The 13,045-nt window shown below is 69.0% G+C and carries 12 protein-coding genes, 1 tRNA gene and 1 pseudogene; 4 read left to right on the plus strand and 10 right to left on the minus strand.

Going from position 1 to position 13,045, the window contains the following annotated elements; all coding sequences use genetic code 11:
* Window positions 1-2 precede the first annotated feature (2 nt).
* Entirely contained in the window at window positions 3-716 is a 714-nt protein-coding gene (locus tag ABFX45_RS02155; protein ID WP_346127132.1) for a GbsR/MarR family transcriptional regulator, read from the plus strand.
* Here ABFX45_RS02155 and ABFX45_RS02160 read toward each other — a convergent pair.
* The 5 genes and pseudogenes from ABFX45_RS02160 to ABFX45_RS02180 form a co-directional block, all read right to left on the minus strand.
* A complete protein-coding gene (locus ABFX45_RS02160; protein ID WP_109630736.1) occupies window positions 713-1,897 on the minus strand; it encodes a thiolase family protein in 1,185 nt (394 codons plus the stop codon). The genes ABFX45_RS02155 and ABFX45_RS02160 overlap by 4 nt on opposite strands.
* Window positions 1,898-1,914: 17 nt before the next feature.
* Window positions 1,915-3,636, minus strand: a complete 1,722-nt coding sequence (locus ABFX45_RS02165; protein ID WP_109630739.1) for a hypothetical protein — start codon at window positions 3,634-3,636, stop codon at window positions 1,915-1,917.
* Window positions 3,637-3,645: 9 nt separating this feature from the next.
* Complete coding sequence (locus ABFX45_RS02170) at window positions 3,646-5,205, minus strand: fibronectin type III domain-containing protein (protein WP_109630743.1); 1,560 nt, start codon at window positions 5,203-5,205, stop codon at window positions 3,646-3,648.
* Between the two features lie 9 nt (window positions 5,206-5,214).
* A pseudogene (locus tag ABFX45_RS02175) lies at window positions 5,215-6,195 on the minus strand (prephenate dehydrogenase); the annotation flags it as partial.
* Complete coding sequence (locus tag ABFX45_RS02180; RefSeq protein ID WP_109630751.1) at window positions 6,188-7,393, minus strand: M20 metallopeptidase family protein; 1,206 nt, start codon at window positions 7,391-7,393, stop codon at window positions 6,188-6,190. The pseudogene ABFX45_RS02175 and the gene ABFX45_RS02180, both read right to left, overlap by 8 nt.
* A 60-nt stretch (window positions 7,394-7,453) precedes the next feature.
* Here ABFX45_RS02180 and ABFX45_RS02185 point away from each other — a divergent pair, with 60 nt between their 5' ends.
* The 3 genes from ABFX45_RS02185 to ABFX45_RS02195 all read left to right on the plus strand — a co-directional run bounded on the left by ABFX45_RS02185 (window position 7,454) and on the right by ABFX45_RS02195 (window position 8,502).
* On the plus strand, window positions 7,454-7,942 hold the full coding sequence (locus ABFX45_RS02185) for a tRNA adenosine deaminase-associated protein (protein ID WP_109633020.1): 489 nt from the start codon (window positions 7,454-7,456) through the stop codon (window positions 7,940-7,942).
* The gene (locus ABFX45_RS02190) at window positions 7,939-8,385 is read left to right on the plus strand and encodes a nucleoside deaminase (protein ID WP_346127136.1); all 447 of its coding nucleotides are present in this window, start codon (window positions 7,939-7,941) and stop codon (window positions 8,383-8,385) included. The genes ABFX45_RS02185 and ABFX45_RS02190 overlap by 4 nt, the downstream gene beginning before the upstream one ends.
* A 32-nt stretch (window positions 8,386-8,417) precedes the next feature.
* Window positions 8,418-8,502 (plus strand) — tRNA-Ser (locus ABFX45_RS02195).
* Window positions 8,503-8,580: 78 nt separating this feature from the next.
* On the opposite strand, the gene ABFX45_RS02200 is transcribed toward ABFX45_RS02195, so the two are convergent.
* The 5 genes from ABFX45_RS02200 to ABFX45_RS02220 are packed head-to-tail and all read right to left on the minus strand — an operon-like array spanning window position 8,581 to window position 13,020.
* The gene (locus ABFX45_RS02200; RefSeq protein WP_346127138.1) at window positions 8,581-9,849 is read right to left on the minus strand and encodes a tyrosine-type recombinase/integrase; all 1,269 of its coding nucleotides are present in this window, start codon (window positions 9,847-9,849) and stop codon (window positions 8,581-8,583) included.
* Between the two features lie 9 nt (window positions 9,850-9,858).
* Window positions 9,859-10,077 carry an excisionase family DNA-binding protein gene (locus ABFX45_RS02205; protein ID WP_346127141.1) on the minus strand — a complete coding sequence of 73 codons (219 nt, stop codon included), beginning with the start codon at window positions 10,075-10,077 and terminating at the stop codon, window positions 9,859-9,861.
* Window positions 10,077-11,198, minus strand: a complete 1,122-nt coding sequence (locus ABFX45_RS02210; protein ID WP_346127143.1) for a DUF3631 domain-containing protein — start codon at window positions 11,196-11,198, stop codon at window positions 10,077-10,079. The genes ABFX45_RS02205 and ABFX45_RS02210 overlap by 1 nt, the downstream gene beginning before the upstream one ends.
* A complete protein-coding gene (locus ABFX45_RS02215; protein WP_346127145.1) occupies window positions 11,195-12,016 on the minus strand; it encodes a deazapurine DNA modification protein DpdA family protein in 822 nt (273 codons plus the stop codon). Before ABFX45_RS02215 ends, ABFX45_RS02210 begins: the two co-directional genes overlap by 4 nt.
* Window positions 12,013-13,020 carry a bifunctional DNA primase/polymerase gene (locus ABFX45_RS02220; RefSeq protein WP_346127147.1) on the minus strand — a complete coding sequence of 336 codons (1,008 nt, stop codon included), beginning with the start codon at window positions 13,018-13,020 and terminating at the stop codon, window positions 12,013-12,015. Before ABFX45_RS02220 ends, ABFX45_RS02215 begins: the two co-directional genes overlap by 4 nt.
* Window positions 13,021-13,045: the final 25 nt, after the last annotated feature.

A 13,045-nucleotide genomic window follows, 5' to 3' on the forward strand; every position in this document is an offset into this window, starting at 1 on the left:
GCATGCCAGGGGGCCGACTCACCCAGTCAGAACGTCGTCAGATCGCAGCGGGACTGGCCGACGGCCGCTCCTACGCGGAGATCGCCAGAGGCCTGGACCGTCCCACCTCGACGGTCACGCGCGAGGTGATGCGGAACGGCGGCCCCGGGGGCTACAAGGCCGACATCGCCCACCTCGCCACCGAACGCCGCGCCCAGCGGCGCAAGCAGGCGGCATCCAAGGGCCGACAGGTACCCCAGCGGGCCGACGGGCGCGACCCGGAGGCGGTGCGCGAGTTCGAGGAGACGTTCTCCGGCATCTTCGTCGGGCAGGGCCTGCCCAAGATGACGGCCAGGGCGCTCGCCAGCCTCTACGCCACCGACTCCGGCAGCCTCACCGCGGCAGAGCTGGTCGGGCACCTGCAGGTCAGTCCGGCGTCGGTCTCCAAGGCGATGTCGTACCTCGAAGGCCAGGGCCTGATCGGCCGCGTGCGCGACGAACGCCGCCGCGAGCGTTATGTCGTCGACGAGGGCGACATCTGGTACCAGTCGATGATCGCCAGCGCCACCGGCACGAGGCAGCTCGCCGAGGCCGCGCGCCAGGGCGTCAGCGTTCTCGGCGTCGGCACCCCGGCCGCCACGCGCCTGGAGAACATCGCGCGGTTCCTCGACTTCGTGTCGGAGAGCATCGTCCGCGCGGCCGAGCAGGCCCGCGAGATCCTGCACTCCAAGAACTAGACCCGGACGGCGACCGCCACGCCCTGGCCGACACCCACACACGCGGCCGCGATGCCGACGCCACCACCACGCGCGCGCAGGTGCCGTGCCACGTCGATGATCACGCGCGGCATCGAAGCACCGAGCGGGTGGCCGTAGGCGATCGCTCCACCGTGGACGTTGACCTTCTCGCGGTCGATCTCCGGCAGATGGTGCAGCACCGACAGCGCCATGGCCGCGAACGCCTCGTTGATCTCCCACAGGTCGACGTCGGCGGCGTCGAGGTGCAGGCGCTTCAACAACTTCCGGATCGCCGACACCGGCGCGATCGTGAACCGGTGCGGCTCCTCACCGGTCGTCGCGCTGCCGAGCACCTCGGCGAGCGGCTCGACGCCGAGCTCAGCCGCGATGGTCTCCGTGCCCATCAACGCGGCCAAAGCGCCGTCGTTCAACGGAGAAGCGTTGCCCGCAGTCACCGAACCGTGCTCCGAGAAGGCCGGCTTCAGCTTCGCGAGCTTGTCGAGGCTCGTGTCGGCACGGACGTTCTCGTCGCGCCGGACCGCGGTTCCGTCCGGCAGCTGCACGGCGAATGCGAAGCCCTCGTGCACTCCCGCATCCCACGCCGCAGCGGCGCGCCGGTGTGAGCGCAGGGCGAAGTTGTCCATCTGCTCGCGCGTGATGCCCAGTTCGTGGGCGACGTTCTCGGCGGCCAGGCCCAGCGGAACCGTGTAGTGCTTGGGCATCCGCGGGTTGACCAGCCGCCAGCCCAGGGCCGTCGACACGGTCTCCATCCGGTCCGGGAAGGCCTTGTCCGGCCGTGCCGTCACGAACGGCGCCCGGCTCATGCCCTCGACCCCGCCGACGACCAGCAGGTCCGCGTCACCGGAGACGAGCGCCCGCGCGCCCTGGACGACCGACTCGCCACCGGAGGCGCAGAGACGGTTCAGCGTCACGCCCGGCACGGACACCGGCAGGCCCGCCAGCAGCGCGGCCATGCGGGCCACGTTGCGGTTGTCCTCGCCGGCGCCGTTCGCGTCGCCCAGCAGCACGTCGTCGATGCGCGCGAGGTCGAGGCCGGGATAGCGGCGCAGCAGGTCGACGATCGGCAGCGCCGCGAGGTCGTCCACCCTGATGCCGGAAAGACCTCCGCGGTACCTGCCGAACGGAGTACGGGCTGCGTCGAGGATGAGTGCGCGGGCCATGTCCCCATAGTGAGCCACTAGGGCTTCAACAAGAAGGGAACATAACCCGTTTCGGGGTGCACTTCTGGATCGGTGCTGAAGGCCCTGACCTCGACCGCATGCGCACCCGCCGCCAGTTGTGCGGTGTTCAGTGAAATCCGCCACCGGCCGGCGGCGGCCGGTCCGTCCGCCGTGGTCGGCACGGTCGCGACGTGGGTGCCGTCGAGCCGCACTTCGAACCCGGCGAGACCCGCGACGGCCGAGTCGAGGGCGCTGATGCGGACCTCCAGGACCACTCGTCCCCGGTTGAACGCGGCGCCGTTCTCGATGGGCTGGCCGCTCGCGTCGAGGACCTCGGGAACGGGGTCGGCGAGCACCGGCCGTGCGTCGACGAGCGGTGTGCCGGACTGGCGCTGCGGAGGGCTCTTGGCGCCGGTGAGTTCGACGTCGGTGTGAGTGACCTGGATGCGTTCCCGCGTCACCAGCGCGACGTTGAGGTTGTCGGTGAAGGCCTCTTTGGGCAGGTCGGCGACGGCCGGGTATTCCGCGCCCGGTTTCCACGGCGTGCCAGGCACGGCGGGGCGCAGCGGCACCTCGATGCCGTTGATCTTCACAGCAGCCACCGGCTCGCTCTCCCTCGACGGGATCAGCGCGATGCGCAGCTGGCCAGCGGTGACGTCCGGGATCGGCAGGGCACTGCTGACCGGGCCGTCGACGCGCACCTGCGGCGTGGGCACGGCGGGCGGCGCGTCGGCCTTGGCGGTCCGGTAGCCGATGAGGTCGATGCCGGCGCGGATCCGGTCGCCCGCGAGTGCCGCGACGCCGACCAGTGCCGTCGCCTCGCGCCACTCCGGCACGAACGGGCTGGTGGCGACGACTTCGCCGTCACGGGTGACCTGTGTGCCGTTCTTCGTCAGCACGATCTCCCAGCGCACGGTCACGCCCGGCACCGCGGCCGGGATGGCCTTGGTCGCGGTGCCGTTCGGGGCGAGCTCGACGATCGAGTTGCCGGAGGCGTCGGTGGAGACTGTCGCGCGGATGGCGTTGGGCAGCACCGGATCGCCCTGGACGCTCACCGGGCCGGGCACGAGATCCAGCAGCAGCTTGCCGCCGGTGCTCGGGGCGTCGGTCTCGATCACGAACCGGCTCTCGTCGTCGCTGCGGACGAACGGTGTGCGCGACCTCAACGACACCGCTCGCGTACCGCAGCTGCTGCTGACGACCAGCCGGTCGTGGTCCTCGCCGTCTCCCGACGTCGCGCGGGCGCAGTCGGTGCGCTTGGCGAGCCGCCAGCGTTGCAGGTCGGGTTCGTCGGTCTGGTCGAAGCGGTCGACGAACGTGTACTGGGCGCTGTCCGCGCGGGGTGTCGCCTTGGTCTTCGTGGGCTGGGACCGCTGGCCGAACGAGTCGACCGAGCGGATCTCGATCTGCTGCTCGCGCTCGTTCTCCAGGCCGTTGAGCTGCGTGCCCGGCCTGGTGACGAGCTTGGTCCGCTCGCCCCAGCGCACCTCGTAGGCGGGGGCGTCGCCGGACCAGTTGAGCTGGATCTTGTGGTGGCCGGTGCGCGCGACGACGTTCGCCGGTGCGCTCGGACGACCCGTTGGGCCTGGCACGAGCACCTGCTCCGCCTCGAACGGCTTCAGCTTCGTCGGCGGCGGGGGAGCCGTGGGCAAGGTCGACTCGCCCCCGTCGGTGTCGCGCAGCAAGACCACGCCGACCACCAACGCGAGCCCTGCGACGGCGAAGGCGACCCGCTTCATGCGGTCACGCTAAGGCGTTTTGCCCAGCTCGAACACGGTTTCGGTGGTAACGGGTTCACCATGGTCCGCCGGAAGGACGCTCAGCTTGAGCCGAGCGTGCGACCCGGGAGCCAACTTCTTCGCGTCGAGCCAGAACTCGTGCCTTCCCGGTACTGCTGCGCCCTGCTCGTTGGTCGGCAGCGCGACGATCCGCCTGCCGTCGAGCTCGAGCTCGATGCCGCGGTGCCCGATGGCGTTGATCTCGGCCGTGACGAGGATGCGGCCGTGGTGCGGGAGGGGCTGCGGTGGCCTGCTGCCGTCCTCGTGCATGACGTGCAGTCTGGGCCCGCCGATCTTGATCCCGCCCGGCCGGTCCGCGAGCTTCGGCAGGGTGCCGGGACGGCTCTCCGGCTTGCGGAAGACCACGAGCTGAGCCGGGTGGGCTGCCGCGACCTTCCTGGTGCCGGCCGGGAGGTCGGTGACCCCGACCTGGTTGCCCGGTTCCGGCGTGACGATCTTGGCCGCGACCGCGTCCTCCGGCACCTCCGCGTCCCGCAGCAGCGGGATGACCTCGGTGGGCAGGCAGCGTTCCGGTACACCGCCGACGCCGAACGCGTCCAGGAAGCCGCCGCCGTCGATGCGGATCCTGGGGTGGACCACCGGTTCCTTGATGGCCACCGGTTCGTAGGCGACCACGACACCGTCTCGCAGCGCGAGGACCGCGTCGGGAAGCACCCGCATCTCCCACCGGTGCCGCACGCCCGCCACGAGCCCGGTCAGCGGCGCGTCGCCGAGCTGGACCTGCTTGCCGGTGCGGGGCAGGTCGGGGTCCGCGACGATCCGCGTGCCCTGAGTGGTGATGTCGAGACTGACCGCTCCGCGGGGCTGGTTGTCGGTCTCGTTGAGGTACTGCCAAGGGTCGGGCAGCAGCGTGAGCTGCACGTGGCTCGATTCAACCGCACCCGCGACGCTGATGACCGCTCTGCCGGTCGCGCCGTCGCTCGCCGGCACTCCGAACCGGATGGGCGTGTTCGACTGGAACGCGGCCATCGAGCAGTCGACGTCGATGCGCTTGCTCGGCCCGAACGGCCGCAGCCCCAGGCACTCGGGCTCCGCCTCGATCCGCCACTTCCTCGGGTCGAGCGCCTCCGGCCCGTCGAACCTGTCCACCTGCCCGACGAGCTGGTCGTCCCACTTGTCGTCGTAGAGGTCCTTGGGCGTCGCGGCGATCTTGAGCGGTTCCGACCGCTTGCCGGTGGCGCTGACCGCCCGGATCTCGACCTCGACCTGCTCTTCGGGGCTCAGTCCCGGAATTTCGACCTCGGGGCCGGGTACGAGCTGTTCGTTGCCGTTCCAGCGCACCTCGTAGGCCGACGCCGAGCCGTTCCACGCGATCTGCAGCGCGTCCGCGTCGAGCGCCTGAGCCCTGGCGTTGGCGGGCTTCACGGGCTCCTGCTGCTGCACGGCCTCGACGCCGTCGTCGATCTCGCGCTTCAACGTGTCCGGCGCATCGCCCGTGCGCAGCGCCACGACAGCGGCGACGACGAGCGCGAGGCCACCGAGTCCACCGGCGAGCGTCCGTCGATCCACCCGGCGACCCTACGATGTTTCCGCTGTGGCGGTGCTGCCGTTCAGCCCAACGACGCGTCCGCCGCGCGACCCGAGGTTCCGCAGTGCAGCCAGTGCTCCCGGCTTGGTCAGGTCGATGGTGATCGGCGTTCGTTGCGGCTGGTTGACCAGCATGTTTCTGCCGTCGTGGCCGGCCTCGATCGTCTTGGCGAGACCGCCGGTCGACGCGAGCGACCCTCGCGCCGCCCCGAGCCTGCCGAGCGCGTCGTCGACGGCCATCAGGAGCGCGTCCCGGTTCCCCTCGCACATCGCGCGGACGAGTTCCGGCCTGCTGCCCGCGACCCGCGTGCCGTCGCCGAAGCTGCCTGCCGCGAGCGCCATCGCCAGCGGTCCGCCGTCCGCGCCAACCGCGGCCAGGATCGCCGCCATGACGTGCGGGAGGTGGCTGATCCGCGCGACCGCCTCGTCGTGCTCCTCCGGCGTGGTCGGGACGACGTGGGCGCCGAGATCGAGCGCGAGCTGCATGACGTCGTTGAGGTGATCGTCGGCTTCCTCGGGCGTGACGACCCAGGCCGCGCCCTGGAAGAGGGTGTCCGAGCCCGCGTCCCAGCCGCTGCGGCTCGTGCCCGCCATGGGGTGCCCGCCGACGAAGCGAACTTCGGGCGCGTACCGGTGCACGGCGTCGTGGACGGGGCCCTTGACGCTGGTGACGTCCGTGAGGCGGGTGCCCTTGGGGATCTTGCGCAGGAGGTCCGGCAGCGCGGGCAGCGGCACCGCGAGCACGACGAGCGCCTCGGCGTCGCGGCTGAGGGCCTCGTCGATGCTCGTGATGTCGAAGCCCTCAGCGCGCGCCTTGTCCGCGTCGTCCTTGCTGGCGGTCGCACCCCACACGGTGCGCCCGGCAGCCTTGGCGGCCCGCAGCACGGAGCCGCCGATCAGTCCCAGTCCGATCACGCACACGTCTCGCACGGCGCCCATCATTCCGTGCGACCCGTGCTCGGAACTACCGGAGGGCGTCCAGCGCGAACGCCGCGTACATCGCCACGCCGTGCTCCATCGCCGCCTCGTCGAACAACACGCGGTTCGAGTGGTTGGGAGCGGCCTCGTCCAGGTCGATTCCGCGCGGGCACGCCCCGAGGAACGCCAACGCGCCAGGCACCCGCTGCAGCACGTACGAGAAGTCCTCGGCACCCATCAGCGGATCCTGCATCGGCTCGCTCCAGGTCGGCCCCATCGCCTTCGCCGCCAGGTCCACGACGTGCTGCCCGACCTGGTCGTCGTTCACCGTCACCGGATACCCCGGCACGATGCTGACCTCGGCGTGGCACCCGTGGGCGGCGGCCGTGTGCTTGACGACCTGCTTGAGCTCCTTGTGCACCTCTTTGCGGGTGGCCTCGGACAACGTCCTGATCGTCCCGTCCAGCGTCGCCGTCTCCGGGATGATGTTCGTCGTCGTACCGGCGTTGATCTGCGCGACCGTCACCACGGCCGGCTCGTGCACGCTGATCCGGCGCCCGAGCATCGTCTGGATCGCGCCGACCATCGCCGCGGCGGCCGGCACCGGGTCCAGGGCGTTGTGCGGCATCGCCCCGTGCCCGCCGCGTCCCTTCACGTGGATGTGGAACGTGTCCGCGGACGCCATGATCGGCCCAGGCCGGCACGTCACCACGCCCGACTTCATCTTGGACGTGATGTGCAGCGCGAACGCCTTCTCCACGCCGTCGTCGAGCAGGCCTTCCTCGATCATGTACCGGGCGCCGTGATGGCCCTCCTCGCCCGGCTGGAACATGAAGAGCACCTTGCCCCTGAGCGCGTCCCTGCGGTCGGAGAGCAGCCGCGCGGACGAGGCCAGCATCGCCACGTGCGTGTCGTGCCCGCACGCGTGCATGTTCCCGTCCACTTCGGACGCGTAGGACAGCCCGGTGTCCTCCTGGAGCGGCAGCCCGTCCATGTCGCCGCGCAGGAGCACGGTCGGCCCGGGCCGATCACCCTCGAGCACCGCCACCACCGAGGTGGTCGACTCACCCTTCGTGACCTTGAGCGGCAGCCCGTCCAACGCGTGCAGGATGGCCGCCTGCGTCCTGGGGAGCTGAAGTCCCTGTTCAGGATGGCGGTGGATCTGCCTGCGAAGCGCCACCGTGCGGGGCTGCAGCGAGCGCGCCCCCTCGAGCAGTCCGACGAAACGGGGGTCCGGCGTGTTTGTGCTCATCCTTCGATAGTCGCACCACCTCAGCTACCGGGAAGGTCGTCTGGGCCCTACGGTGTGCTCATGACAGAGCAGGAGCCGGTCAACGGCTTCGCGGTCGCGGTCGTCCGGGAGGACGGCCGTTGGCGGTGCAGCAGGATGGACAGCTCCGCGCTGTCGGAGCTGGACGCGGCGATCACACAGCTGCGCCAACTGAGGTCGACCGGCGCCGTGTTCGGTCTGCTCGCGGTCGACGACGAGTTCTTCATCATCCTGCGCCCCGTGCCTGGCGGCGTGGCGTTGCTGCTCTCCGACGCGGCCGCCGCCCTGGACTACGACATCGCAGCCGACGTCCTGGACCTCCTGCGCGTCGAACCGCCGGATGAGGAGGACACCGAGCTCTGGCCGGAGGGCGATCTCGGGGTGCTGTCCGACCTCGGCATGCCCGCGCACGAGCTCCAGATCATCGTCGACCAGGTCGACCTCTACCCGGACGAGCAGCTCCAGATGATCGCCCAGCGCATCGGCTTCATCGACGAGTTCACGAAGCTGCTCGACACGATCCAGGCGTGAACGACTCCGACCTCGTCCGCAGGGCCATCCAGGCGGCCGCCGGTGCCGGTGCCGACGTCCCGATCGGCGCCGTCGTCTTCGCGCCCGACGGCTCGGTGCTCGCCGAAGCCTGCAACGCCCGTGAGGCACTCGGCGACCCGACGGCGCACGCCGAGATCCTGGCGTTGCGCGAGGCGGCCACCAAGTACGGCGATGGCTGGCGCCTCGACGGCTGCACCCTCGCGGTCACGTTGGAACCCTGCACGATGTGCGCGGGCGCCCTGGTGCTGGCGCGTGTTTCTCGTCTCGTCTTCGGCGCCTGGGAGCCCAAGACGGGCGCTGTGGGGTCGCTCTGGGACGTCGTTCGCGACCGCCGGCTCAACCACCGGCCGGAGGTGCACGGCGGTGTGCTCGAAGAGGAGTGCGCTGACCTGCTCGAACGCTTCTTCCGGACCCAGCGTTAACCCGCTGGATCCGGCTGTGTATTGTTCTTACCGGTGGCGTGTCCGAGCGGCCGAAGGAGCACGCCTCGAAAGCGTGTGAGGTGCAAGCCTCCGTGGGTTCAAATCCCACCGCCACCGCAGGTCAGAGCCCCGATCACCACTTCCGGTGATCGGGGCTCTGACGTTTAGTCTCAGTTCCCGTCTCAGTTGTGGCCGCTAGGCCGGAATCGGCACCCCTGCCGCGCCGTCCTCGTCATCGCTCTCGTCGGCCGTTTCGGCAGGCTCCCAGAGCAGCCCACCGACGCGCTGAGCGACGTCTCGCCGAATCGAGGCGGTGATGTGCTGGTACTTGGCAGCCATCGCCGTGTTCGACCAGCCCATGATCCCCATCACCGTTCGCTCAGCCACACCGAGCAGCAGCAGCACCGTTGCCGCCGTGTGGCGGGCGTCGTGAAGCCGACCGTCCGGCACCTTGGCAGCCTTCAACAGGTTCTTCCACTCGGTGTAGTCCGTGCGTGGATTCAGTGGACCACCGGTCGCCGTGGTGAACACGTAACCGGTCTCCGTCCAGAGCTGTGCGGCCTGCCGCCGCTCCCTGTCCTGAGTGGTCTTGTGCTGCTTCAGCAGCGCCACCAACTCGTCAGGTAGGCCGATGCCTCGCGTGCCTGCCCTCGACTTCGTACCGGCCGTTTCCTGCCGCAACGCGACCCGCTGCGGGCAGTGTCCGCCGAGCTTGTGTCCGCACGGCTGGTCGTCGCATCCGTGCTTCCACCGAGGACGCAGGCGGCTACGTCGCACGGTCAGCGTGCCGAGCTTGAGATCCACGTCAGCCCACTTCAGGCCCAACGCCTCACCCTGCCGCAGTCCGAGCGCGAGAGCGATCGCCCATCGGGCGCTGTTACGACGCTTCTGCGCCGTTTCGAGCAGCCTCTTGACCTCGTCCACCGAGTAGGGCTCGACCTCGAATTCCTCGATCTTCGGAGCACGCGCAATCAAGGCGGGATTCTCGGTGATGTACTTGCGCCGGACAGCGATGTTCAACGCCGCTCGAATCGTCCGGTGGACCTGGTGAGCACGCGACGACTTCGCACCCTCCCGGATCATCTTCCGGTACAGCTTTTCCAGGTGCTCCGGTTCGAGCTTGTCGATCCGGTGCTTTCCGATGCCGGGAATGAGGTGCACGCGTGCCGCTACCTCGTACGCGCTGAACGCGTTCTCCGTGATCGCGGGTGGAGCAACGATGTTCTCCAACCAGTGATTCAGCCACTTCTCAACCGTCCAGGCCTTACCGGTCTTGCGCACCTTGCCCGCGTCGCGCTCCTGTTCGAGCTTCGCAACCTTCCTCGCGACCTCGGGCCGTGTCTTGGCCTGAACATGCCGCCTATCCGGGCTGCCATCGTCCTTCGTGCCGACCGTCACGCGCCCGTGCCAGTAGCCGTCAGAACCCTCGTAGATGCTCGATTCACCATTCGACTTGCGTCCCATTTTGTCCCCCTACGCGGCTTCCGGGTTCGGCGTGCTGGCCATGAGCTTGTTGACGTAGTTCGTGAGCGCCTGCAAAGGAACCCGGCGCAGGCGACCGATGTGCACCGATTCGACGACACCAGTGGTGACGAGTTCGTACATGAGCGTCCGACCAATGTTGAGGCGCTTTGCTGCCTGCTCGACCGTCAACACGATGTGCTCGACAGGCGTCTCGATGTTCTCGTTCATCAGTGCTCACCTTCCGAGTTCTCGTCAGACTTCGGCTCCGGCAGGTAGCGCGCCCATGCATCGCCCAGACCGTTAGGGCCGTCGATGACGTAGCCCTTGAACGTCTTGGCACCGTTCTTGAAAGCGGTGACCTTGACGCCGTACGCGCTGAGTTCCATCGCCAATTGGCGGGCGTTGATCGGCCTGCCGTAGTAGTCGCCCCATGGCGCTTCGTCCATGCTGTGCAGGACGGCGAGGATTTCCACGGTGCTCATGCGGGTCACGCCACGGTCGCTGAAAACGCTGCGGAGATCGGCCAGCAGCCGGATTCGCTCGGACGTCGGGTTGGTTTGCGCGGCCTTTACGAAGTGCAGGCACGCGGCGCGCGCGGTCTCGGGCCAACGCCCGCCCGCAAAGTCAGCGATTGCGAGCAGCGGTTCCCAGATTTCGGCGGCACGGTCGGTGACGCCCTCAGGCATGTCCGGGTAGGCGGCCCCGACACGTTCGCCCACTACCTCCATCCACGTGGCGAGTGCCTCACGAATCGGTGCGGACTGCTCTTCCACGGTCCGTTCGCGGAACGCCTCCACTCGTTCGTCAGGGCGACGGCGGCGCATGTGGATGGTGATGGCGCGGGTAGTGATGGTGTCTGGCATGCGTCCGGCGATTCCGGCCAACGCGGCAGGTGCGTAGACGGGGAACCGCTCAATGACCATGTTTCCCGCGTCGCCTTTGCAGCGGGCCACGGTGGCAGAGCGCTTGTATCCGGCGTTGACCAGCGCGCGGAGGTCCTCGTTACCGCCACCCTTGCTGTCAAAAATGGCGTCGACCTCGTCGAACAGGATGGTGAGCGGTCCGGCACCGACCATGCGGAACAACGCTGCCGGGGTGGCGGAGAACGTCATCTCCGGCGTGCGGACCAGGTGGCGGGAGACTTCGAGCACGCGGGTTTTGCCGGAGCCGGGTTCCGCGCTGGACAGCACGAGTCGCGGGGTGATGTAGAAGTGCTCGGCTGCCCAGGTGTGGGCGTACCAGAGCGCCAACATGGGCGCGCAGTGCTCGTCAGGGAAGGCGTTGAACCGCGACAGGAACGCCTGGACGTCGTCGAGGATCTGCGCGCCGTTGAGGGTGGTCGTGGTCATGCCGCACCTCCGAGGTCGAACAGCCGCAGTTGCGGGGCCGGGGCGATCTGATCGAGCAGGCGGGAGCGCCACTCCAACGCGAACGTCAGGCAGTTGGCGCAGTTTTTGTGTCGTGTGGAGCCGCACACCGGTCGCCGCTTCAAGCGGCCGTCTCGTGACCACGCCAGCGAGTCGGCAGAGGCCAGCAGGTCGCCGTAGCGCTGCAACCCGAGGGTTTTGACGCCGAAGCCGTGCAGGCGCGTGATTCCGCAGGCGTGCAGCGCGCGGATGATGTCGTGCGCTTCCCCGGTTGCCTGGCGACGGCACACTGATCCGAGTCCTACCAGCGGTTCGGTTGTGAGGTCGAACCCTGCTTTGTCATACAGGTCGACGCAGTTCAGGTACTCGTCTCGGGTGTAGCCCTGAATGACAGGTACGAACGGTAGGTCAGGTGCCATGTCTCGCAGCTGCGCGATGTTGTCCACGGTGCGGCGTTGGTGCTCGATCACCGAGAGGTGAGTGCCGACGAACCGCAGGGGGCCGAACTGTCCGCCCGCGATGACGACCGGTTCGCACATCCAGTCTTGTGGCGCGGCCCAGTCGAGGTGGCCGATCTCGTCGCGGTAGCGGCGAACGCGCGCCACGTACTCGGCAGGCGTGATGGTCCAGCGGCCGAAGTACTGCAACTCCGTGAAGCCACCGGAGTCGAGTGCCCACGGCGCAGCTGCGCGCGGCAGCGTCTTGTAGACCCGCAACCGGGGATCGGCGACGAACAGTGGCACACCGGCCTTGCCGAGCCATCCAGGCTGATGCGTGCCGAGCAAGAACCGTGTGTTCATGCCGCACCTCGTTCGGTGAACAGGGGCGTGGTCGTGGCGGTGGGGCGGGCGTTGGATTCGGCCGGCAAAGTTCGCGGCCGTGAGGCTCCGGCTGTGATGCCGTTGCGGACGTTGCGGCGCACCTTGGCCTCGGTGCAGTCGCATTCACCGCTGATCAGGTTCGTGGCGGCTGCCATGAGACGGGCTTCTGCTGTAGCCGAGGGGAGCACTCCGGCACCGACGAGTTGCCCGAGAGCGATGCCCGCCACGAACGCGGCCTTGTCGTGGGTGCCTGGTTGGGCCGCTGAGAGTTTGTCGCACTCGCCGTCGAGTGCGGCGGTGACGTAGCGGGGCAACCGCTGTGCGGGCACCACAACGGGCGCTGAGACGGCCGTACGTGGCCTAGGAGTGAGGCAGTGGACCAGCCACACCGGGAGGGGCAGCGGAAGGGCGTCCTTGGTGAGCCGGTACTCGCCGTCTGGAGTGATCGAGCCGGGGGCGACGACGTAGCCGCCGTGCGCGCGGGTGTCGACCTTCCATCCGAGTCCGTTGCCGTGCTCGCCCTCGGTGTTGCGCAGCTCCACAGTCGACGGCTCACGAAAGTAGAAGTGCGTCCCATGGCGGGCGGTGCTCACCGTCCTGGTCTCCCACGGAATGTCCTCACCCGCGTCCCTGCAGAGGGAGCGGAAGACGTCGTGGCCGTCGACGACCCCCTCCCGGTTCCAGCGTGGCGGGGGAACATCGGCGGGTGACTTGCGGGTGTCGAGGTCAACCACGACCAGTCCGCTCGGTCCGGTGGCGATGCCGATGTTGAACGGCCCTGCCGACCAGCAGCGCTCGATCACGTCCGGGTCCGTGGTGGCCCGCTGCTCCCATCCCTTGTGGCCGTCGTGGCACGCTCCGGTACGCGGGCACCGCTCCGCCTTGTGGAGCGCGGGGCGCTTGGTGCCGGGGCGCAGCGGGAAGACGTAGTAGCCCATCTGTGCTGCGGTGAGTGCGTGGTCCAGCAGCATGTTCGTAGACATGACGAGATCTCCTATGGCGTAAGGA

The sequence above is a fragment of the Lentzea roselyniae genome (assembly GCF_039537795.1).
GTDB classification, from domain to species: domain Bacteria; phylum Actinomycetota; class Actinomycetes; order Mycobacteriales; family Pseudonocardiaceae; genus Lentzea; species Lentzea atacamensis.